We start from the raw sequence: 20921 nt of genomic DNA, 5'->3' as shown, positions 1-20921 counted from the left end.
TCGGGTCTTCTCCCGCGTTGCCGAGTAGATTGGTCGAGTGACCGAGAATTCGCCGAAGCAGCAGCCGCTTCTCGTGCTGGGCAAGATCACCGAGATTCTCGATGCGTTCTCGTTCGATCGCCCGGCCATGACGCTGGGCGAGATTCAGCAGAGCACCGGGCTGCCCACCTCGACGGTGCAGCGTCTGGTCACCAACCTGGTCCAACAGGGCTTCCTGGATCGAGGCGGCGATCGTATCCGCATCGGGGTGCGGATGGCGTACTGGGCCGCGACGGCGACCAAGGATCTCGACGTGTTGTCGGTCGTCAACCCGATCCTCAAGGACATGCGCGATCTGACGACCGAGACAGCGTGCTTCTTCAGGCCCGAGCAGAACTACCGTGTATGCGTGGCCATTGCGGAGACGCGGCATGCGTTGCGACGAGACATGTACGTCGGCAAAGTCATTCCGCTCAGCGCGGGATCGGCCAGCCGTGTCCTACTGGCCTGGGACTCGGAACTGGCCGAGCGTGTTCTGTCCAGCGAACTCGAATCGTTGACCGAGCAGACGGTGACCGAGGCCGAGACGATGCGGGAACTGTTGGCGCAGACAAGGTCCGACGGCTACGCGATCACCACCGGTGAGCGCGAAACCGGCGCATCGGGGCTGTCCGCTCCGGTGTTCGATTCGGCCTCGGACATCGTCGGTGCCGTCACGATCAGCGGCCCGACGCTGCGAATGCCGCAGTCGCAGTGCGAGGCCTGGGTGGACCTGCTGATCTCGCATGCCGAACAGATCACCCGGACCCTCGGCGGCCGCTACCCCGCCTGACCCCAGGCCTCGGGATTGACCGGGTGCGGCGGGAGCTCACCGCGCAGCATCGCCACGGCATTGGTAGCGCACAGGCGCGCCATCTCCGAGCGAACCGAGACCGTCGCGCTGCCCACGTGCGGTAGGAGCACGGTATTGGACAGTTCGGCCAGACCCGGCTCGAGCGCAGGTTCGCGTTCGTAGACGTCCAATCCTGCTGCTGCGATCCATTTCTCACGTAATGCGACCACCAGCGCTGCCTCGTCGACCACCGGCCCTCGCGCGGTGTTGATCAGAATTGCCGACGGCTTCATGGCCTCGAACACGGCAGCATCGACCAGATGCCGGGTGGAGTCCGACAACGGGACGTGCAGAGACAGAAAGTCACTCGTTGCGACGATCTCGTCCCAGGCCGCATGTTCGACGCGGCCGGCGAACTCACCGAGTTCGTCGTCGGAGACCTCGCGGTCGCCGGGTGGCCGGGGGCAGAACTTCACCGTCATGCCGAAACCCAGTGCCCGCCGAGCGGTGGCACGAGCGATCCGGCCGAAACCGGCGAGGCCGAGCACACGGCCCGAGACATCGCTGCCCAGAAGCAGTTCGGGCTCCCAGCCGGTGAAGGATCCGGACCGAACGAAGGCATCGGCCTCGATGGCGCGGCGGGCCGTGGACAGAATGAGGAGCATCGCGATGTCTGCGGTCGAATCCGTCAGCACACCTGGAGTGTTCGCGGCGGTGATTCCGTGGCGTGTGGCGGCCGCGATGTCGATGTTGTCGAATCCGACGGCGTAGTTGGATATCCCGGTGATCGACGCCGTGGCGAGAAGTTCCGCATCGAACCGGTCACGCAACTGCGAGACGACCACGGAATACGTACCCGATGCGCAGGCGTCGAGAAGCTGCTCGTGGTCCAACTCGCGGAGGTCGACCTCGCCGGCAGCCCGCAGAATGTCCATGCCGGGAGCCGGGATTTCCGACGTGACGAGAATGCGGCTCATACGACCCACTCGAACACGTGCGCCTCGGATCTGGCACCCTGCACGGTTTTCGATCGCATGGGCTCCTCCAGCTCGGCCAGCAGGCCCTCCGACAGAGAGACCATGCGTGCCAGCGTCTTCGGCTCGAACCAGTCCGGCCTCGTCGCGAAGAGAATGTCCTCGGACGAGGTGTTGCCACTGGCACCGGGGGCGAAGGGGCAGCCGCCCAGTCCGCCGAGCGAACCGTCGACCATCGCGGCTCCGGCCGAGATGGCGGCCAGAGTGTTCGCGACGCCCAGACCCCAGGTGTCGTGACCGTGGAACACCACCCGGCGGTCCGGCGTTTCCGCGCGCACCCGTGAGATCAGCGACGACACCTGAACCGGTACTGCCTGTCCGAGGGTGTCGCAGATGACAATATCCGTTGCGCCCGTGGCTCGTTCGTCGTTGGCGATCTCGATGACCCGATCCGGCGGTACCTGTCCCTCGAAAGGACAGGTGAACGACGTTGCGATACACAACTCGATCTGTCCGCCCACCGAGCGGGTGATGTCGACGGCATCGGGCATCGCGGCCAGCGACACCTCGGTGGTGCGCCCGATGTTGGCCTGGTTGTGCGAGTCCGACGCGGAGAAGCAGTACTGGAAGTTGCGAGCCCCTGCAGCAGCGGCCTTCTCGACGTGGCGTGGAGTGGCGACCCACACCCAGCATCGCTCGAGTTCCTCGGCGGTCAGCTCGCCGATGACCTCGAGGGTGTTGGCCATGGGCGGCACTTTGTCGCCGCGTGCCATCGAGCCGACCTCGAGTGCCGGCACGCCGAGTTCGATGAGGGCCCTGATGATCTCGAGTTTGCGTTCGGTGGGGAGCATCTTGCCGGTGAGCTGCAGTCCGTCGCGCATCGTGACGTCGCGTAGCTCCGCGGTGGGGGTGAAACGGTACATCTACAGGCCCATCTCTTCGTCGGTCCGGCCGAGCAGCGTCGACAGTACTTCTCTGGTGTGCTCGCCCAGATCCGGCCCGACCGAACGGATCGGCAGGGATGCGTCACCGATCACCGGGACGACTCCGACGAACCCGACGTCGGTGGGCTCGTCCTCGCCGGTGTCGACCCGAAAGTGCTGAATCATGTTGCGGGCCGCGTACTGTTCGTCGGCGACGATGTCCGCGGCGGTGTAGATCGGACCCGACGGCACCCCCGCGGCATCGAGTATCTTCAATGCCTCGGCGCGCGAACGCAATCCGGTCCACGCCGAGATCGCGGCGTCCAGCTCGTCCCGGCGACGCCACCGGCCGGCGTTGGTCGCCAGGTCCGGATCGGCTCCCAGTTCGGGACGGTCGATGGTCTCCATGTAACGCTGGAAGATGGCGTCGCCGTTACCTGCGATGATGATCGAGTGACCGTCGTTGCACGGGTACGCATTCGAGGGCGCGATGCCCTCCATCCGGCCGCCCGTCCGTTCGCGTTCGACGCCGTACGCCAGATAATCCGGGATCAGAGACTCCATCATCGACAGGATGGATTCGTTCAAGGCCACATCGATGGAACGCTGTTCGAGCGACAACGGGTCCGATTTCTCTGCTGCGCGCTGCGTCTGTCGTTGGAACAACGCCATGACACATCCGAACGCCGCATAGAGACCGGCGATCGAGTCGCCGATCGACACACCGACCCGCACGGGCGGCCTGTCCGGATCACCGACGAGGTTGCGGAAGCCGCCGTACGCCTCTGCCACAGCGGCAAATCCGGGTCGCTGCGACATCGGACCGGTTTGCCCGAATGCGGAGATACGCGTGATGATCAGCTCCGGATTGGCGGCACTGAGAACCTCGGGCGAGATCCCCCACTTCTCGAGTGTGCCGGGCCGGAAGTTCTCCAGCACGATGTCGCAGTGCGCGGCGAGGTCGACGACATCCTTACGGCCCTGCTCGGTGCGCAGGTCGAGCACGATCGACTTCTTGTTCCGGTTGATCGTGCGGTACAGCATCGACGTCGTACCGGAGTACAGCCGCCAATTGCGCAGTTCGTCGCCGGTACCCGGCCTCTCGACCTTGATCACCTCGGCACCGAAATCGGCGAGCATCCTGGCTGCCGTGGGTGCGGCGATGTAGTTGCCGAGTTCGAGAACTCGAACTCCACTGAGCGGCAGTGCCATTGTGTTCCTTTCGGTATTCGCGGAAGAGGTCACAGGATCCAGCTCATCGGCACGATCAAGGCGATGGCGATGACCGATGCCACCGACACGCCCACCGAGCACGTCTTGAGTGTGCCCCTCGTCGACTGGCCCATCAAGGACTGCAGCAGCCAGAAAGTGTTGCTGGTGACGTGCACGGCGAACAACGATCCGGCACCGGCGGCGAGAGCGATGAACACCGGGTCGAGACCGATCAGCGGCGCGACGGGCGCGAGGATGCCGGCGGAGGTGATGGCCGAGATCGTCACCGATCCGACGGCGATGTGCAGCGCGGCAGCGATGACCCACACCATCAACAGTGGTGCCGCGGTACTGGCCGTGAAGTACTGGCCGAGGATGTCGCCGAGACCGGCTTCGTTGATGACGGCTGCGAGCGATCCACCGACACCGGTGAGGATGAGGATCTGACCACTCTCGGCGAAGCCACGAGCGAGAGCTTTCTCCACCCGCTCCTGACCGACGTGGTAGCGACCGATGAGGCACGTCCCGACCAGTCCGAGGAGCAACGCGATGACCGGGCTGGCGATGAATTCGACCACCGGAACCGAGATCTCGGCGACTTCGAGAACGGCACCGATCGCGATCAGGACGAGCGCGAGCAGCAACGGCGAGAGCAACACCAGCAGCGAGGTCTGCTTCTCGGTGCGCACTTTCTGGGCCACGCCGCCGCCGGCTTCGAGTGGCTCGTCGTCGGTTTCGACAGGCTCCGGGCCCCCGGGCTCAGTGACTACGGTGATCTGTTGCTCGTCCTTCTCCTCGTTCCACCAACCGTGCCGGAAGACGAACGACATGATGGCCACCGACAGCACGACGACCGGAACGATGAGGATCAGTCCGTAGATCATCATCTTGCCCAGCGGCACGCCGAGCAATCCGGCCAGCGCGAGCGTCGCGACTCCGGGGACCATGAAGACGATGCCGCACTCCAGAGCGATGGCCAGCGCTGTGGCCATCCTCGCCGTGCCGTACTTGCCGATCTTGGGTGCGAGGTTGCGAGCGAGCGGTGCGGAGATCACGAGCAACACGTCGAGGAAGATGGATTGCAGCAGGGTCGCGATGGCCAGCGACAGCGCGTACGGGAGCCGCTTGGGGCCGAATGTTCGCAGCAGGGTGCCGACGAGACGCTGGATGGCGTTCATCTCCTGCAGTACCGAACCCATCAGGACGCCGAATGCGATGAGCAGTCCGACCTCGGCCATGATCTCGCCGAATCCGCCGGTGATCGTCTCGACGGTGGTCGACACTCCCAGCTTGGTCGCCAGGCCCAGGTACGCAGCCCCGAGCACCAGCGAGATCACCGGGTTGAAATGAAAACGAACGATGAAGACCACTACCGCCAGTACTGCGACGACGGTGTTGATCACGATCCACAAATCGGACATCGGCAGGTCTTTCCACCAGAGAGAGTGACCGTCGCCATCGAAGACGTACCGGTGTGATGCGTCGCACCATTGCTCACATTATGGGCACAGATTTACTTCGTGAGCAAGACCGACTGCGGCTACGCGTCAGATGGGCTGCGCACGCCTGATCGACAGCGCAGCTCGCGAGGCATCCAGTTCGACCGGTGAGCGCACCGACAGCGGCCCGACTCGCAGGATTCCGTCCGACAGCGGCTCGACTCGTAAACCGCCGCGACCGATCAGTGCCTTGCGAGCACCGTCGACCACCATGCGGTCCATCCACGCGCACGGATGGGCAGGTCGGCCGCCCCGGAAGCGAATCCAGCCGTCACCGGAATCGAGTTCGAATTCCAGTCCGCGCAGCGGGTCGAGCTCCAACCCGCGGACGACGACGTTTCGCCTGGCCACGGCCGGGTCGGGAACCTCGACGCCCAGAACCTCGCCGACGGCATCCCAGGCTTCGAGTGCCAGGAAGCTCACCGCTGCCTCGGTATGAGCCTTCACGCCGAAGAATCGATCGCCGCGGATGCCCTTGTGGGCGACGATCTCGACGCTGTCCGGCAATTCGGTCGGTACCTCGGCCGGGCCGTCCTTGGATCTCCCGAAGTACGCGTGCGAGGGCGCTCGCAGCAGCTCCACTATCTCGGCTCGATACTCGAAAGGCATGCTCTCGAGTCTGCCCGGTACCTGATCCTGCCGGTTCTTACCACCGGGTAAGAAGCGCCCGGTAGTATCGCGAAATGGCTGTGAAAACACGTGTGACCACTACGGACGGCATGATCGAGGGAAAGCCGGTCGGGAATCTCACCACCTGGCGGGGCATTCCCTACGCCGCCCCTCCCGTCGGTCCGCTCCGGTTCCGCGCACCTCAACCCACCCAGCCGTGGCAGGGCGTGCGCGACGCGACCGAGTGGGGCAACGCGTCCGTTCAGCACAAGCGGGGCACGATGCTCGCAATCGGCAAGTACCAACCGTCGAGCGAGGACTGCCTGACACTCAACGTCTTGGCACCGAGCACGTCGAGCACGAAACCCAGACCGGTCATGGTGTTCATCCACGGCGGTGCGTACACCCTCGGCACGTCGGCCACCCCGCTGTACGGCGGAGGTTCGCTGGTCCGGCGCTCGCTGCAGGACGGCGACGGCATCATCTACGTGTCGGTCAACTACCGACTCGGCGCTCTGGGCTACCTCGACATGTCGCGATTCTCGACCCCCGAGCGGCCGTTCGATTCCAACCTGGGACTACGCGACCAGGTGGCGGCATTGGAGTGGGTAAAGCGCAACATCGCCGAGTTCGGCGGAGATCCCGACAACGTCACCGTCTTCGGCGAGTCCGCAGGCGGCAATGCCGTCACCACCCTGATGACAGTGCCCGCCGCGAAAGGCCTCTTCGCCCAGGCGATTGCCGAAAGCTCGGCACCGGGCATGACGACCGCCAAGCACCGGGCGGACCAGTGGGCGAGCGAGTACGTCGGGTACCTTGGAGGCACCGCCGAGACCGCGGTGGACACCCTCGAGAACGCCGAGGTACTGGCACTCGGCAGAGCAGGCACCAAGCTCGGACTCACCACGCTGCACCGCACTCCCGGCCTGCTCCCCTTCGGCCCGGTGATCGACGGTGATTTTCTTCCTGTCGATCCGGTCGAGGCGTACGCGAACGGCACCGCACACGACGTGCCGCTGATCATCGGCACGAACGCCCGTGAGGGAACATTGTTTCCGAAGTTTCTGGACGCGTTGCCCACCAACCCCGAACGCATTTCCAAACTCTTCTCCCTCACCGATCCCGCGGCAGAGCCGGTTGTCACCGGCGGATACCGGGGATACCCGAGCGAGCGGGCCGCCATCGACTTCGGTGGAGATTTCACGTTCTGGAAGCCGTCTCTCGAAGTGGCCGAAGGACATTCGCGTCACGCACCGACGTACTTCTATCGCTTCGACTTCGCCCCTCGGTCGATGAAGTTGCTGGGCCTCGACGCCACCCACGGGTTCGAGTTGTTCGCCGTCTTCGGCATCAACGAGACGTTGTTCGGCAAGGCTCTGACCGCGACAGGGGGACGAAAGTCGTTCGCGGAGGTCACCGAGCAGGTGCAGTCACACTGGATTGCGTTCGCCACCAACGGAAAGCCGTTGGAATCGTGGCCGGCCTACGACGAAGCCGAGCGCAAGACGCTGATCTTCGACACACGAACTCGGGTGCAGAAGGATCCGCGCAGCGATCGCCGCAAAGCGTGGGAAGGCTACCGCGGCTACGCCAGCCAGACGCTCGAACCGGCTACTTGAGCAACCGCGACATCCGGCGGTCGGCAAGAATCTTGCCGGCCGTCTGGCACGTCGCGCAGTACTGAAAAGAGCGGTCCACGTACGCGACCTCGCGCACCGGATCTCCGCAGACCGGGCACGGCAGCCCGGTTCTGGCGTGCACCCGCATGCCGGAACGCTTCTCCCCCTTCAGACGCGCCGCATCCTGCCCGGCCGAGCGGTCCACCGCGTCGGACAGGACCGAACGCATCGCGGCATAGAGAACCGAAACGGCTTCCGCGTCGAGCTTGCTCGACGACATGAACGGCGACAGCTTGGCGACGTGCAGAATTTCGTCCGAGTAGGCGTTGCCGATTCCGGCGAGCAACGACTGGTCCACCAACGAGGTCTTCAGACGTGCGGTGGTGCTGCCCAGAATCTCGGCGAATTCGAGCTCGGTGACCGTCATCGCATCCGGCCCGAGCCGGGCGATGCTCGCGACCTGCGCGGGATCGCGGACCACCCAGACCGCCAATCGCTTTTTTGTGCCGGCTTCGGTCAGGTCGATGGCCGGGGTTGCGCCTTCGGGAGTGAAGAAGTGGATCCGCAACGCCAGCGGCCCCTTACCCGGTTTCGGCGGAGCAACACTGGGGTTGTCCACCCATCGCAGCCAACCCCCACGCGACAGGTGGGTGATCAGCCAGAGGTCACCCGCCTGCAGCGCCAGATGCTTTCCGAAGCGCGCGGCATCGGTGACGTCGCGACCCTGCAGATCGGTGATCGGCGGATCGAATGTCTTGAGAACACTGAGTGCCGCGATGTCGATGCGGCCGATCACGGCACCGACGGCATGCTCGCGCAAGAAGCCGGCAAGGGCTTCCACCTCGGGTAATTCCGGCATGCGTCCAGTATGCAGCTACGATGGCCGTCGTGATGGTTCCGACTCCGTACGAAGATCTGCTGCGCCGCATCCTCGACACCGGTACAGCCAAATCCGACCGGACGGGAACCGGGACGACCAGCGTGTTCGGGCATCAGATGCGCTTCGATCTGGCCGCGGGCTTCCCGTTGATCACCACCAAGAAGGTTCATCTCAAGTCGATCGTCTACGAATTGCTGTGGTTTCTGCGCGGAGACTCCAATGTCACCTGGCTACAGGAACACGGCGTCAGCATCTGGGATGAGTGGGCAGCTCCGGACGGTGAACTCGGCCCCGTCTACGGAGTGCAGTGGCGTTCGTGGCCGACCCCGTCGGGCGAGCACATCGACCAGATCAGCCAGGTGATCGAGACCCTGAAGACCGATCCGGATTCGCGCCGAATGATCGTCTCGGCGTGGAACGTCGGTGAAATTCCGCAGATGGCCCTGCCACCGTGCCATGCGTTCTTCCAGTTCTATGTCGCCGACGGCAAGCTCTCGTGCCAGCTGTATCAACGCAGCGCAGACATGTTCCTCGGTGTGCCCTTCAACATCGCCAGCTACGCACTGCTCACCCACATGGTCGCCGCACAGACCGGCCTCGCCGTCGGCGAGTTCGTGTGGACCGGCGGCGACTGCCACATCTACGACAACCACCGCGACCAGGTTGCCGAGCAGCTCTCCCGCGAGGCGTACCCCTACCCGACTCTGAAGCTGGCGCAACGGGATTCGATCTTCGACTACACCTTCGACGACATCGAGATCGTCGACTATCAGCACCACCCTGCAATCAAGGCCCCGGTAGCGGTGTGAGCGCACCGAGAGAGGTCGGCCTGATCTGGGCGCAGAGTTCCAACCTCAAAATCGGCGAAGCCGGCAGGATTCCGTGGGAAGTACCGGAAGACATGGCGCGGTTCAAAGCCGTGACGATGAATCACCCGGTCATCATGGGACGCAAAACCTGGGAGTCTCTGCCCGAAAGATTCAGACCGCTTCCGGGCCGTCGCAACATCGTGGTCACCCGTAACCGCTCGCTCGATGTGCCGGGTGCCGAGACATGCGGCGGGGTGGACGAAGCCCTGGCCCTGGCCGGGGACGACACCGTGTGGATCATCGGCGGCGGTGAAATCTACCGATCGGCAATGCCATTCGCCACAACCCTGCATGTGACCGAGATCGATGTCGAGGTACCGGGCGATACGGATGCGCCGTCGGTGGAAGGCGACTGGATCACGAAGACGGGCGACTGGCTCACCAGCAGAGTCGACGGTAGGCAGTTCAGATATGTGGAGTACGGAAAGCCTACCCAAACTGTTTGAGCGCGTTGATGATTCCCCCATCGCGACAGTGGGTGGTGCGTCATACTGGCGACTATGGACAAGAAGTCACTCACCGCACTTGCCCGTCAGCAACTCAAGCTCGCAGTCGGCGCGTCGAGTGGCCGCAGTTCGCAGACGGTGTACGGCGGCCACAGCCGCAAATTGAGGCAGACCGTCGTGGCGCTGGCCGCGGGCAACAGGCTGGCCGAACACGATCTCAGCGGTGAATCGACCGTCCTCGTCCTGAGCGGCAAGTTGGAGCTGATCAGCGGCGAGAAGACCTGGAAGGGCTCCACCGGCGATCTCCTCGTCATCCCCGACGCACGGCACAGCGTCGAAGCCCTCGAAGACGTCAGCTTCTTGCTGACCGTCGCTATGTGACCGCTTTTCTGACGACCAACACCGGGCAATCTGCGGTGTTGACCAGAGCGAAGCTCGTCGACCCGAGCAGCATTCCTCCGAATCCGCCGCGCCCCCGGTTACCCACCACGATCACCGCTGCCGTTTCGGACAGTCCACTGAGCACTCGAACGGGGCGATCCTGGGCGACGACGCGTTGGACGTCCACCTCAGGGAACCGCTCTTGCCACCCGGCGAGACTTTCCGCCAGCAACGCTTCCTCGGTGTCGGCGATGGCCTGCCAATCCGCAGGCGCGCGACCGAACGAGCGCGTCAGATCCACGTCGGACCACACGTGTACCGCGATCAACGGAGCATCACGGGCCGAGGCCTCGACGAACGCCCACTCGACCGCTGCCTGATTGACGTCGGATCCGTCCACGCCGACGACGACCGGGCCCTCGGCGACGGGACGGCCGTCGATGTCCCGGCCGCGTACGACGGCGACGGGTGAAACGCTGTGGGCTGCCAGAGAGAGTGTGACAGCGCCCGTCTCGCTCGCTCCGATCACCAGGAGCTCGGCTCGATCGGACACACCGATGAGTACGTCCATGACGCCGCCCTCGACGGCACTCGAGGTCACCTCGAACGTCGGGTCGTCGATGACCGACGCTGCCAGCGTTTCGGCCGCTGCGAGCCGCGATTTCGCAGTGGCGACGAATTCCGTTGCCTCGCCTGCAAATTCGCTCAGATCGACAACGCCCGGCATGTCGACGGCCGTGACGATGTGCAACCGCCGATCCCGTCGCCGAGCGCACAGGGCCGCCCAGATCACGGCCTTGTCGGCCGCAGCGGAACCGTCGATGCCGACGATGATCGGTCGATGCCCTGTCACGTGCCGCCCTCCGGTTGTAGCCCCGAGCCCGGTGGCTCGGTGAATGACGAACAGGGGTTCAGGCTAGTCGATGAACGGTCACCGGAGGCGAGATGCACTCACGTCAGCTGGCGCGCAGCGCGTCTGCGTACCCCTGAGTTCGGGTGCGGTTCGCCTCGGCTGCCGCGGCTCGGGTGTCGAGATGCCGCAGATAGTCGGCCAATTGGTCGCGGCTGCGGACACCGACACCCAGGTCGGTCCGATCGAAGACGCGCCACCGCGCGAGCATCGGCAGCAGCACCTCGTCGAGATGACGTCGGAGATCGAAGATCCCGTCCCGCTCGATGAGCATCGCGCTTCGAGCGAAGCCGGGCAGGTTGGTGCCCGGCAACTGCGCGTTCATGACTACTTCGGTGATCGCCGTGACGGTCGGAGCGGGGGCGACGTCGAGCGCTGCCGACACCAGATTCGCGAAGAAGGTGACGTGCAGTTTTTGGTCGTCGACGATCCGGCCGAGCAGGCGATCGGCAACCGGATCGTGGCACTGGTGCGCAGTATTCGTATGGCAGACGCTACTGATCGATTCGTCGAGGGTCACCTGCGCCAGAGAACGAAGGAGGTGAGCGCCGTTCATCGGGGAGTCGAACCCCACCGTCTTGCACTGTGCGCGAGCTCGACCGAGTGCCGTCGGATCGACACTGCGGGTGGCGACCAGATAGTCGGTGACGGCGGCAGCATGCCGGGTGCGCTCGGCGCTCCACTCGGTGAGCCACGCAGGCCACGAGCCCGTGCCCGACGCCGCGACCTCGCACCGATAGAGCGGGATGTTCTGCTCGGTGAGGAGATCGGTGACCAGTGCAGCCTTGGCGGCTTCGGTCAGCGGGGACGTACGGGTTCCCCAGTACATCTCCGTCCGGACGAAGTCGGTGGGCTGCCAGGAGACAGCCGTCGAGCGGTGGCGAGCGAGGTTCTCGTCGATCGTCGGCTGTAGTTCCCGTAGAACCGCGAACTGCCCGATGTCGCTGCGCATACTTGCCCTCTCACCCCGCTCGTCCGGTCCGATCCGAGATCAAAGTAGGCGCGCTGCGCGGGCGATGGGACCGCCTTCCCCATTGTTTAGGGCAAGTCGCAAGGGCCCTCGTGGCCCGCTCGAGATAAATCACAACGAGTTTTCCCGAAACCATGGATCACACGTAGTTAACAACCTATGATCGATCCTGTTAGAGGCCAGGAAACAAACTCGAAGTTTGAAAACCCTGCCATTTCGGCTGAAGTTGCATAGATTTACGACAGGAAGCGCGTTTCTACGCGTGAGTACGTTAGCTCTCCCAAGACCTGAACAATCCAACACGAAGGGTTGATCTGTGACCGTTCACAACTCGACTGGCCTCGGAATCATGGTCGCAGGGCAGCCTGCTTCGGCTCCCCTTCGCGATTTTCGCGCAGTGGCGCGCCTCCTGGTAGGTCACTTCGCCGCCAATACTCCCTGCGGTTCACTTCCCGGTGAGCAACTCCACGGAGACGTCACCGAATTCACCGTCAAGTGCATCAGCATCGCCGTGCAGATGCTCGACGAGCGGCGCGCACCTGCCGAGTCCGACTTGGCCGAACTGCGCGCCAAGGCCAGTCAGTGGGCCCGTGAGGGTGTCCCGCTCGAGTCCGTCCTCAGCGTTTACCACGAGGGCATTCAGATCGGTTGGAATCTGGTGTCCAAGCGGGCAGGAGAAGGCGACGCCGCCCAGTTGATCGAGGCCGCGCGCATGTTCGTGCTGCTGTCGGAGAAGGTCTCGATCGCGGCCAGCAAGAGCTACGTCGAAGAGCTTCAGGCGGTGGCGAGCGAGCATCACACGGCCGCGCACACTCTGGTCACCTCGTTGCTGAGCGGACACAACGCCGTCTCGATGGCCCGCCAGTCGGGCATCGAACTCGCCGACAGCTACCTCGTGCTCGCGCTGTCGGTACCGCCGCACCCCGACGAGAACGACCCCAACATCCAGAAGACCGTGGCTGCCCGACGCAAGCTGCGCCGCGTGCAGGCCGAACTGGCCACTGTCTGCGGACGCACTCCCCTGTCGCTGCTCAGCACCGAGGGCGGAACCGTCCTGATCCCCGGCGTCCACGACGACGAGTGGGTCGAGGCGCTGGTGCACCGCATCGGCACCGCCGCAGAGGTCCCCGTCACCGCCACCGCCGAGCAGGCCGCGACAGCCGACATTCCCACCGCAGCAGACCAGGTCCACGAACTGCTGTCTCTGGCTCATCAGCTGCACCGCCCGTCCGGGTTGTACCGGATGGACGACCTGGTGCTCGAGTACCAGCTCACCCGTCCCGGACCGGGTCGACGCCACCTCACCCAGATCCTGGAGCCACTCGATTCGTCACCCGAATTGCTCGAGACACTCGAGATCCACATTTCGCACGACCTCAACCGTCAGCGCTCCGCCCGGCAACTCCATCTGCACACCAACACCGTCGACTACCGCCTCAAGCGAATCGCACAACTGACCGGGTTCGACCCGACTCGCCCGTCCGGTATCCGCCACCTGCAGGCGGCACTGGTGGCCAGGAGACTCGAATCCTCGCGCGGCGCAGCGTGATCTGAGAACTCCGACCGGTTTCTCGACCCGACGGCAGGTAGCGTCGGAAGTATTCGAGAAGCAGGGGATCATGCATGACGAAGTTGAAGCTCCAGTTGTCCGGCGTGGTCAAGGAGTACCCCACCGGCGAACAGCCGGTCCGTGCGTTGGACGGCATCGATCTCACGATCGACGGTGGTCAGTTCGTGTCGCTGGTTGCGCCGTCCGGAGCAGGTAAGTCGACACTGCTGCACATGCTCGGCGCGCTGGATACTCCGACGGCCGGGTCGATCCGATTCAACGACGTCGAGGTCACCACCCTCGACGACAACGCACAGTCCGATTTCCGACGCCATCAGGTGGGCTTCGTCTTCCAGTTCTTCAACCTGCTCCCGACCATGTCGGCGTGGGAGAACGTCGCCGTTCCGAAGCTGCTCGACGGCACCCCCATCAAGAAGGCGAAAGCCGATGCGATGCGGCTGTTGGACATGGTGGGGTTGGCGCAACGATCCGAACACCGCCCGGCGCAACTGTCGGGCGGTCAGATTCAACGTATCGCCATCGCGCGAGCCCTGATGATGGACCCAGCACTGCTGATCGCCGACGAACCGACGGGCAACCTCGATTCCAAGACCTCCCACAACGTCCTCGAGATTCTCGCCGACGTAGCCCACGGCAGCGAGGGACGTCGGGCAGTGGTGATGGCAACCCACGACCTCGAGGCGGCGCGGTCGACCGATCGCGTCGTCAGCATGATCGACGGCCGCGTCGACACCGACACCGCCGGTACACCTCGGTGATCGGTACCGCGCTCAGTAGATTTCGCGTCATCAGCCTCCGAGATCTCCGAATGCACTGGGTGCGTTCGCTGGTCTCGGCGGGAGTCGTCGCCGTCGCCGCGGGTCTGCTCATCGCCGTCCTCGGCACCTACGGATCGCTGACCGGGTCCGTCGAACGTCTGGCGGTATCGATCGCAGGCAACGCGCAGTACGAAGTGGTCGGCGTGACCGATTCCGGATTCGACCAGAACGAACTCGACGTCGTACGCGGTGTGACGGGCGTCGATGCGGCGGTACCCCTGCTCCGCAGCATCGTACGATCCGATGTCGGCGAGCTGACGGTACTGGGTGTCGATTCCACGATCACGGCACTCCAGTCCGATCTGCAAGGTGCCGTGGGCAACGCAGCGGGTCTGGTGTCCGACCCGTCGGGCGTATTGGTCGGAGCAGCAACGGGATTGAAGCAGGGTGACACAGTCACGATCGCCGACAGACCGACTGCGGTAGTAGGCGTGATCGACGGCCCTGGCACGCAGCGCATCGGTGGGGGCATGTTCGCGGTCACGTTGCTGCCCACCGCGCAGGCCTTGACCGACCGGCCGGGTCAGCTCGATTCCATCTTCGTTCTCGGTGGCGGGGATTCGCTACGGTCCGACCTGGACGCAGCGTTGGCCGGCCGAGTCTCGGTGATGAATCCGGAATTCCGGGCCGACAGAGCCGATCAGGCCATGAGTCTGACGCGCAACGCGACGCTGATGGTCTCCCTCATCGCGTTCGTCGTCGCGGCTTTCCTGGTGTTCAACGTCATGAACATGGCCATCGCCAAACGTCGCCCCACCATTTCCCTACTCCGAGCAGTAGGCGGTCGGCGCGCCGACATCGTCCGCGACCTGTTGTTCGAGTCGGTCCTGGTGGGTCTCGTCGGCGGTGCCGTCGGGGTACCTCTCGGAATCGTCATGGGTCGCATCGCCATCGAGAGCCTGCCGCCGTTCCTGTCGCAAGCATTCGATGCGCGGATCGAATACGTGTTGCCGAGCTTCGCCATTCCCGTCGCGATCGTGGCCTGCGTACTGGCCTGCGTCGGCGCGTCCGCGCTGGCTGCCGTTCAGGTGTATCGCATCTCGCCGATCGAGGCATTGGCGGTCGGCGGCGGAGAAACATCCGGCGGCCCGAAGCTGTCGTTCACGTTGGCCGCCACCGTGTTCGGCCTGCTCGCCATCGCCGGATCGTTCGTGTTCGCCGTCAACGTCGACGGGCAATTGACCCTCGGTGCCGGTGCCCTGTTCATGTTCGGAGTCGTCGCACTGTGCGTCGGTGGAACCGGACCGATCGTGTGGGCCACCGGCGCAGTGCCCCGCCGATGGGGTGGTGCCGGACGCCTCGCCACCGCGACCATCGAACGCGCCCCGCGGCGCATCTGGGCGACGGTGATGACGATCGTCATCGCCGTCGGAGTCAGTGTGGGAGTGTCCGGTTCGTTGACGAACATGACCGACTCCGCCGCCGAATCACTGTCGTCGCTCGCCGACACGGACCTGTACGTGTCGATGAGCTCACCCGACGCCATACCGTCGGGCCCGATCGTTCCCGCCGCCGTCGACGATGCCGTCCGGGCGACGGCCGGGGTCTCCCGCGTCGTCGAAGGGCAGTGGGCCTACGCAACCATCGACGACGAGCTGGTCTCCATCCAAGGCGTCGCCGACGGGAGCAACGCGGTGACACTGGCCTCGCTCCCCGCAGACGTACGCGCGGGATTGCTCGCGGGCGACGGGGTGGTGCTCTCGAAGGCGCTCGGTACGACGCTGGGGGTGACGGCGGGAGACTCCATCGATCTGCCGACGCCGACCGGAGTGCAGAACGTACGCGTGCTCGATCTCGTGGACTACATCAACGCCGCAGGCGGCACGATGGCGATCTCGCTGGAATCGATGCAGCGCTTCTACGACCGCCCGGGAGCGACGTACCTCGAGATCACCGTCGACGGAGACGTTGCAGCCGTGCAGGATTCGCTGCGGTCGACGCTGCCGCCCGAGGCATTCGTATACACGGGTGCCGCGGCACTCGAGGGCACCAGCGCGGCCATCCGCCAGTCCGGTGCCCTGGCCATCGCACTGCAGTGGATCGTCGCACTCGTCGCTGCCGTCGCTTTGCTGAACACATTGACCCTGTCGGTTCTCGAACGTCGACGTGAACTCGGAGTACTGCGCGCCATGGGCGGCGGCCGAGGAACCCTGGCACGAATGGTGTTGGCGGAGGCACTGTCCGTTGGCATCGTCGGCGGCGTACTCGGCCTGATGATCGGTGCCGGCCTGCAATATCTGAGCACACTGATCCTCGGTGCCAGCATCGGAATTCCAGTGCAGTACAACGCCAGTTGGACGGTGCTGCTGTACGGACTGGTTGCTCTCGGCCTGTCACTGCTGGGATCGGCTCCCCCTGCGGTACACGCATCACGCCTGAACATCGTGGAAGCCATTGCCGCGGATTGAGTGGTGGGGATCTGGCTCGTTCTGCGGTGCTGGTGCCTAGGGATCAGCAAACGCGCGCGCGTTCGTCAGGTGCGAGCGAAATAGACAGCCAGCGGCTGACGACCCTGCGCGCGTCTGGCACATGCGCGCGCGTTTGTACGAGGATGACCCACGTGGCCACATTCAGCGTCGAAGTAGAGAAGTACGCGGTCGAGACTCTGCGCGACTGTGTGGGTGGTCCCGAGTGGGAGTTGCGGCCCGAGCGCGCGGCACTTCTGGTCCACGACATGCAGCCGTACTACCTGAACGTGCTGCACTCCTCGGTTCATGCGCGGGTGGCTGAGGAAGCGTCGGCGGTGGTCGCGCTCGCCAGGTCCGCCGGAGTGCCGATTCTGGCGAGCGGTCCGCGGGCGGCTGAGGCGATCGAACAGCGTGGACTGCTGGGGCCGATATGGGGGTTGGGCCCGTCTCCCGAGGACGTGGCGGTCACCGAATCGGACTTCGTTCCGATCGCGAAGCGCAGCTACAGCGCGTTCTACGCGTCCGATCTCGAGGTCGAACTACGCCGGCGAGGACGGGATCAGCTGGTCATCGTGGGTGTCTTCGCCTCAGCGGGAGTTCTCGCGACGACGTTCGACGCTTTCGCCCGCGACATTCAGTGCTTCGTCGGCATCGAATCGGTCGCCGATCACACCGCCCACCAGCACCGCACCGCCCTGAATCTGATCGCATCACTGACCGGTGTGGTGACCAGCAGCGCGAACCTGCTTCACGAACTGCGATACGGACCGCTAGACTGACGACCGCGATGTGGGCCCGCTGTGCAGTACGACAGCGTCCCACCCGCAACCCGATTGTTCGATTGATCGAAAGCCTTTGTTCGACAAGGGCTTTGGAGCAGTCGTTCGGTCACCAGCCTTCGTAGCTCAGGGGATAGAGCAACCCTCTCCTAAAGGGTAGGTCGCAGGTTCGAATCCTGCCGAGGGCACCAGCATCGCTTTTCGGCGCACACTTTCAAATTCACTCTTCTCCCTATTGCGCCGCCTTCCATATCGGCGTACATTCGAACATGCATTCGAGTACTGGGGAGGAACTCGTGTTCACAGCTGTACAGGAATTACCGCTCACATCCGCTGAGGTGTTGAGATTTGTCATGCGTCTGCAGGCGTCCGACATAGTTGTCGACGCAGCAGCGGGCATCGATCTCATCTCTGCTCTCGAAACGGTCAAGTGTGTCAGCGTGGCGACCCAAGCCGTGGTGACCGATGCTGTCGCAACAGCGATCAGCAACGAACGTCGTGAACGTGGCAAGCCGAAAGCCCAGTGGCGCAACGGTATTGCGTCGCAGATCGGCCTGGCCCGACGCGAGTCACCCAACCGCGGCGGCACTCATCTCGGTCTCGCTCGTGCACTGGTCCACGAAATGCCACACGCCCTGGCGCGCCTCAAAGCCGGCGAACTCAACGAGTGGCGCGTCATGATCCTCGCCCGCGAAACCGCGTGCCTCACCGTCGTGGATCGCCGAACCATCGACGAACGCCTGTGCGCAGACCCCGCCACCCTCGCCGGTGCAGGAGATCGCACCATCGAAGGTCGCGCCCGCGCGCTCGCCAACGAACTGGACGCCGCCTCCCAGGTCAAGCGACGCGCGAAGGCGTACGCAGCACGGCGAGTCAGCACCCGCCCAGCACCCGAATCGATGGGATTCTTCACCGCACTCACCTCGATGGAGAAGACCGTCTGCATGTGGGCAACCCTGCGACGCGACGCCGACACCGTCATCAACGCAGGCGGCGACACACGCAGCCGCGACCAAATCATGGCCGACCTGGTGTTCGAGCGAGTCACCGGCGCATCGGCCGCTCAAGGTCCACCGGTCACCGTCGACATCGTCATCTCGGATTCCTCCCTCCTCGCCGGCGGTGACACGTCCGCATATCTGCACGGCTACGGCGACATCCCGTCGGACGTCGCACGCCAGCTGGTGCGCGACGCACTCGACGACGCACAGGGCAATGAGACGCGCGTCGCACTCCGCCGGCTTTATGCCCACCCGAAAACCGGCGCACTGACAGCCGTCGAATCCACTTCTCGCGCATTTCCCACCGCATTGGGACGCCTCATCGATCTCCGCGATCGCACGTGCCGCACCCCGTGGTGCGACGCGCCCATTCGGCACCACGACCACATCACCGCGCACACCGCGGGCGGAGCGACCAGCGCCGAAAACGGCGCAGGCCTGTGTGCCGCATGCAATTACGCGAAAGAAGGCGACGGCTGGACGGCCGAAGCACTACGAGACAAACGGAACGCGCGACATCGCTACAGGCTCATTTCACCCACTGGGCACACGTACGATTCGAGCGCGCCGCCGATGCCGGTGGTCGAGCTCTACAGCTCGCCGGCGGAGAACGTCTACATCGACGGACTGTTCGGTTCCGACGCCGCGTGACCGTCGACCGCGGGAAGAGATCGGGTCCGTACTCGGTTACACTCGGTATCGACGCGCGTAACTGCACGTCAGACGTCGTGGAATGCTCCCGAATCACCATGTGCACCCCGCACAGGCTTCTCTTACGGCGATCGAAACTGCCCACCGGCAGTCTCGCCACCTTGCATCTCGGCCCGAAGGCCCGCAGGTGCAACACCCTGCCCGAAAGGCACTTTTCATCACAATGACGACCCCACAGACTTTTGCTGCACTCGGAGTACCCCAGGCCATCGCAGACGTACTCGCGAGCCAGGGCAAGACCGAGGCCTTCCCCATCCAGGCCGACACGCTCCCCGACACACTGCAGGGACGCGACGTACTCGGACGCGGAAAGACCGGCAGCGGAAAGACACTCGCATTCTCCATCCCCATGGTCGCGCGTCTCGCCGGCCAACTCCCCGGCAACCGCAAGCCCGGTCGCCCGCGCGGACTGATCCTTGCGCCGACGCGTGAGCTCGCTACCCAGATCGCCGTCGCGATCGAACCCCTCGCCGCCGCATACTCATTGAAGGTCACGACGATCTTCGGTGGTGTCTCGCAGGTCCGCCAGGTGTCCGCACTCAAGTCCGGTGTCGACATCGTCGTCGCCTGCCCCGGACGCCTCGAAGACCTCATGAAGCAGCGCCACCTGACCCTCGACGGCGTGCAGATCACCGTCCTCGACGAGGCAGACCACATGGCCGACCTCGGGTTCCTGCCCGTTGTCACCCGGATCCTCGCCGCCACCCCCGACAAGGGTCAGCGCATGCTGTTCTCGGCGACCCTGGACAACGGTGTCGACAAACTGGTCAAGCGCTTCCTGCACAACCAGATCACGCACTCCGTCGACGAGGCCACCTCACACGTCGAGGCCATGACACACAGCGTCTTCGAGGTCGACGGCGTCGAAGCCAAGAAGAAGCTGGTCCATCAGCTCGCCTCCGGCACCGGACGACGCATCCTGTTCATGCGCACCAAGCACCAGGCCCGCAAGCTCGCCAAGCAGCTCACCGACGCCGGAATCCCGTCCGTCGACCTGCACGGCAACCTCTCGCAGGCCGCACGTGACCGGAACCTCGCGGCCTTCTCCTCCGGCCAGGCCCGCGTGCTCGTCGCCACCGACGTCGCAGCCCGCGGCGTGCACGTCGACGACGTTCAGCTCGTCGTCCACGTCGATCCCCCGGCCGAGCACAAGGCGTACCTGCACCGCTCCGGCCGCACCGCGCGCGCCGGCAGCGCAGGCGACGTCGTGACCGTGGTTCTGCCCGAGCAGCGCAAGGACACCGCAGTGCTGCTGCGCAAGGCCGACATCAAGGTCACCCCGATCCGCGTCACCGCCGACTCACCCGCAGTGGCGAACCTCGTCGGCGAGCAGGCCCGCTACGTCGAGCCTGCACCTCGAGTCGAGCAAGCCCCCGCCCGCACCGGAGCCCCGCGCAACAACAACGCGCGACGCGGCGGCCCGGCCCGCTCGGGTGGTCAGCCGCGCAGTGGCGGACAGCCGCGTTCCGGCGGTGGCGGCCACAGCCGTCGCGCAGCGGGCCCGGCCACGAGCCAGCGCAGCCGCTGACCC

Annotated in this window: 19 protein-coding genes and 1 tRNA gene; 12 read left to right on the top strand and 8 right to left on the bottom strand. The window is 64.8% G+C overall.

Features of this window, described 5'->3' with window-relative positions; all coding sequences use genetic code 11:
* The first annotated feature begins 37 nt into the window (after nucleotides 1-37).
* Complete coding sequence (locus tag QM588_RS09075; RefSeq protein ID WP_283312706.1) at nucleotides 38-811, top strand: IclR family transcriptional regulator; 774 nt, start codon at nucleotides 38-40, stop codon at nucleotides 809-811.
* On the opposite strand, the gene QM588_RS09070 is transcribed toward QM588_RS09075, so the two are convergent.
* The 5 genes from QM588_RS09070 to QM588_RS09050 form a co-directional block, all read right to left on the bottom strand.
* On the bottom strand, nucleotides 799-1788 hold the full coding sequence (locus tag QM588_RS09070) for a 2-hydroxyacid dehydrogenase (protein ID WP_283312705.1): 990 nt from the start codon (nucleotides 1786-1788) through the stop codon (nucleotides 799-801). The two genes, QM588_RS09075 and QM588_RS09070, sit on opposite strands and share 13 nt — an antisense overlap.
* Nucleotides 1785-2708, bottom strand: coding sequence for a hydroxymethylglutaryl-CoA lyase (locus QM588_RS09065; RefSeq protein WP_057473723.1), 924 nt, complete (start codon nucleotides 2706-2708; stop codon nucleotides 1785-1787). The genes QM588_RS09070 and QM588_RS09065 overlap by 4 nt, the downstream gene beginning before the upstream one ends.
* The gene (locus QM588_RS09060) at nucleotides 2709-3920 is read right to left on the bottom strand and encodes a CaiB/BaiF CoA transferase family protein (protein WP_283312704.1); all 1212 of its coding nucleotides are present in this window, start codon (nucleotides 3918-3920) and stop codon (nucleotides 2709-2711) included. It abuts the gene before it with no gap.
* Nucleotides 3921-3949: 29 nt separating this feature from the next.
* A complete protein-coding gene (locus tag QM588_RS09055; RefSeq protein ID WP_283312703.1) occupies nucleotides 3950-5341 on the bottom strand; it encodes a GntP family permease in 1392 nt (463 codons plus the stop codon).
* Between the two features lie 126 nt (nucleotides 5342-5467).
* Nucleotides 5468-6028 (bottom strand): molybdenum cofactor biosysynthesis protein, encoded by a 561-nt coding sequence (locus tag QM588_RS09050; RefSeq protein WP_283312702.1) that lies wholly within the window; start codon nucleotides 6026-6028, stop codon nucleotides 5468-5470.
* A 74-nt stretch (nucleotides 6029-6102) separates the two neighbouring features.
* Between QM588_RS09050 and QM588_RS09045 the strand changes: the two genes are divergently transcribed.
* Nucleotides 6103-7647: a carboxylesterase/lipase family protein gene (locus tag QM588_RS09045; RefSeq protein WP_283312701.1), complete on the top strand. Its 1545-nt coding sequence runs from the start codon at nucleotides 6103-6105 to the stop codon at nucleotides 7645-7647.
* Here the strand turns inward: QM588_RS09045 and QM588_RS09040 are convergent.
* Nucleotides 7640-8506 (bottom strand): DNA-formamidopyrimidine glycosylase family protein, encoded by an 867-nt coding sequence (locus tag QM588_RS09040; RefSeq protein ID WP_032399849.1) that lies wholly within the window; start codon nucleotides 8504-8506, stop codon nucleotides 7640-7642. The genes QM588_RS09045 and QM588_RS09040 overlap by 8 nt on opposite strands.
* Nucleotides 8507-8535: 29 nt before the next feature.
* Between QM588_RS09040 and QM588_RS09035 the strand changes: the two genes are divergently transcribed.
* Genes QM588_RS09035 through QM588_RS09025 form a run of 3 tightly spaced genes read left to right on the top strand, consistent with a single transcriptional unit; the run spans nucleotide 8536 to nucleotide 10223 of the window.
* Entirely contained in the window at nucleotides 8536-9336 is an 801-nt protein-coding gene (locus QM588_RS09035; protein ID WP_283312880.1) for a thymidylate synthase, read from the top strand.
* Entirely contained in the window at nucleotides 9333-9842 is a 510-nt protein-coding gene (locus tag QM588_RS09030; RefSeq protein WP_283312700.1) for a dihydrofolate reductase, read from the top strand. The genes QM588_RS09035 and QM588_RS09030 overlap by 4 nt, the downstream gene beginning before the upstream one ends.
* A 54-nt stretch (nucleotides 9843-9896) precedes the next feature.
* Nucleotides 9897-10223, top strand: a complete 327-nt coding sequence (locus tag QM588_RS09025) for a cupin domain-containing protein (protein WP_094621643.1) — start codon at nucleotides 9897-9899, stop codon at nucleotides 10221-10223.
* Here QM588_RS09025 and QM588_RS09020 read toward each other — a convergent pair.
* Together QM588_RS09020 and QM588_RS09015 are read right to left on the bottom strand one after the other, a co-directional pair.
* Entirely contained in the window at nucleotides 10216-11076 is an 861-nt protein-coding gene (locus QM588_RS09020; RefSeq protein ID WP_283312699.1) for a universal stress protein, read from the bottom strand. The genes QM588_RS09025 and QM588_RS09020 overlap by 8 nt on opposite strands.
* A gap of 103 nt (nucleotides 11077-11179) precedes the next feature.
* On the bottom strand, nucleotides 11180-12085 hold the full coding sequence (locus tag QM588_RS09015; protein WP_283312697.1) for an acyl-ACP desaturase: 906 nt from the start codon (nucleotides 12083-12085) through the stop codon (nucleotides 11180-11182).
* 334 nt (nucleotides 12086-12419) lie between these two features.
* Here QM588_RS09015 and QM588_RS09010 point away from each other — a divergent pair, with 334 nt between their 5' ends.
* From QM588_RS09010 to QM588_RS08980, 7 genes are all read left to right on the top strand, one after another.
* Complete coding sequence (locus QM588_RS09010) at nucleotides 12420-13652, top strand: PucR family transcriptional regulator (protein ID WP_027495984.1); 1233 nt, start codon at nucleotides 12420-12422, stop codon at nucleotides 13650-13652.
* A gap of 74 nt (nucleotides 13653-13726) precedes the next feature.
* Nucleotides 13727-14431, top strand: a complete 705-nt coding sequence (locus QM588_RS09005; RefSeq protein ID WP_176456678.1) for an ABC transporter ATP-binding protein — start codon at nucleotides 13727-13729, stop codon at nucleotides 14429-14431.
* Between the two features lie 50 nt (nucleotides 14432-14481).
* Entirely contained in the window at nucleotides 14482-16899 is a 2418-nt protein-coding gene (locus QM588_RS09000; RefSeq protein ID WP_283312696.1) for an ABC transporter permease, read from the top strand.
* 152 nt (nucleotides 16900-17051) lie between these two features.
* A complete protein-coding gene (locus tag QM588_RS08995; RefSeq protein WP_283312695.1) occupies nucleotides 17052-17678 on the top strand; it encodes an isochorismatase family protein in 627 nt (208 codons plus the stop codon).
* Nucleotides 17679-17793: 115 nt separating this feature from the next.
* Nucleotides 17794-17869: transfer RNA gene (locus QM588_RS08990), tRNA-Arg, on the top strand.
* 162 nt (nucleotides 17870-18031) lie between these two features.
* Nucleotides 18032-19330, top strand: coding sequence for an HNH endonuclease (locus QM588_RS08985; RefSeq protein WP_283312878.1), 1299 nt, complete (start codon nucleotides 18032-18034; stop codon nucleotides 19328-19330).
* A 223-nt stretch (nucleotides 19331-19553) separates the two neighbouring features.
* Entirely contained in the window at nucleotides 19554-20918 is a 1365-nt protein-coding gene (locus QM588_RS08980) for a DEAD/DEAH box helicase (protein ID WP_057473715.1), read from the top strand.
* The last annotated feature ends 3 nt before the right edge of the window (nucleotides 20919-20921 follow it).

Source organism: Rhodococcus sp. IEGM 1354 (assembly GCF_030056855.1).
Lineage (GTDB): Bacteria > Actinomycetota > Actinomycetes > Mycobacteriales > Mycobacteriaceae > Rhodococcoides.
This window is presented reverse-complemented; position numbering and strand designations above follow the sequence as displayed.

What these genes read in the sequence shown, in the direction of transcription:
- QM588_RS09070 (WP_283312705.1), bottom strand. Translation starts at nt 1,788, where the DNA reads ATGAGCCGCATTCTCGTCACGTCGGAAATCCCGGCTCCCGGCATGGAC.
- QM588_RS09065 (WP_057473723.1), bottom strand. Translation starts at nt 2,708, where the DNA reads ATGTACCGTTTCACCCCCACCGCGGAGCTACGCGACGTCACGATGCGC.
- QM588_RS09060 (WP_283312704.1), bottom strand. Translation starts at nt 3,920, where the DNA reads ATGGCACTGCCGCTCAGTGGAGTTCGAGTTCTCGAACTCGGCAACTAC.
- QM588_RS09055 (WP_283312703.1), bottom strand. Translation starts at nt 5,341, where the DNA reads ATGTCCGATTTGTGGATCGTGATCAACACCGTCGTCGCAGTACTGGCG.
- QM588_RS09050 (WP_283312702.1), bottom strand. Translation starts at nt 6,028, where the DNA reads ATGCCTTTCGAGTATCGAGCCGAGATAGTGGAGCTGCTGCGAGCGCCC.
- QM588_RS09045 (WP_283312701.1), top strand. Translation starts at nt 6,103, where the DNA reads ATGGCTGTGAAAACACGTGTGACCACTACGGACGGCATGATCGAGGGA.
- QM588_RS09040 (WP_032399849.1), bottom strand. Translation starts at nt 8,506, where the DNA reads ATGCCGGAATTACCCGAGGTGGAAGCCCTTGCCGGCTTCTTGCGCGAG.
- QM588_RS09025 (WP_094621643.1), top strand. Translation starts at nt 9,897, where the DNA reads ATGGACAAGAAGTCACTCACCGCACTTGCCCGTCAGCAACTCAAGCTC.
- QM588_RS09015 (WP_283312697.1), bottom strand. Translation starts at nt 12,085, where the DNA reads ATGCGCAGCGACATCGGGCAGTTCGCGGTTCTACGGGAACTACAGCCG.
- QM588_RS09005 (WP_176456678.1), top strand. Translation starts at nt 13,727, where the DNA reads ATGACGAAGTTGAAGCTCCAGTTGTCCGGCGTGGTCAAGGAGTACCCC.
- QM588_RS09000 (WP_283312696.1), top strand. Translation starts at nt 14,482, where the DNA reads ATGCACTGGGTGCGTTCGCTGGTCTCGGCGGGAGTCGTCGCCGTCGCC.
- QM588_RS08985 (WP_283312878.1), top strand. Translation starts at nt 18,032, where the DNA reads ATGCGTCTGCAGGCGTCCGACATAGTTGTCGACGCAGCAGCGGGCATC.
- QM588_RS08980 (WP_057473715.1), top strand. Translation starts at nt 19,554, where the DNA reads ATGACGACCCCACAGACTTTTGCTGCACTCGGAGTACCCCAGGCCATC.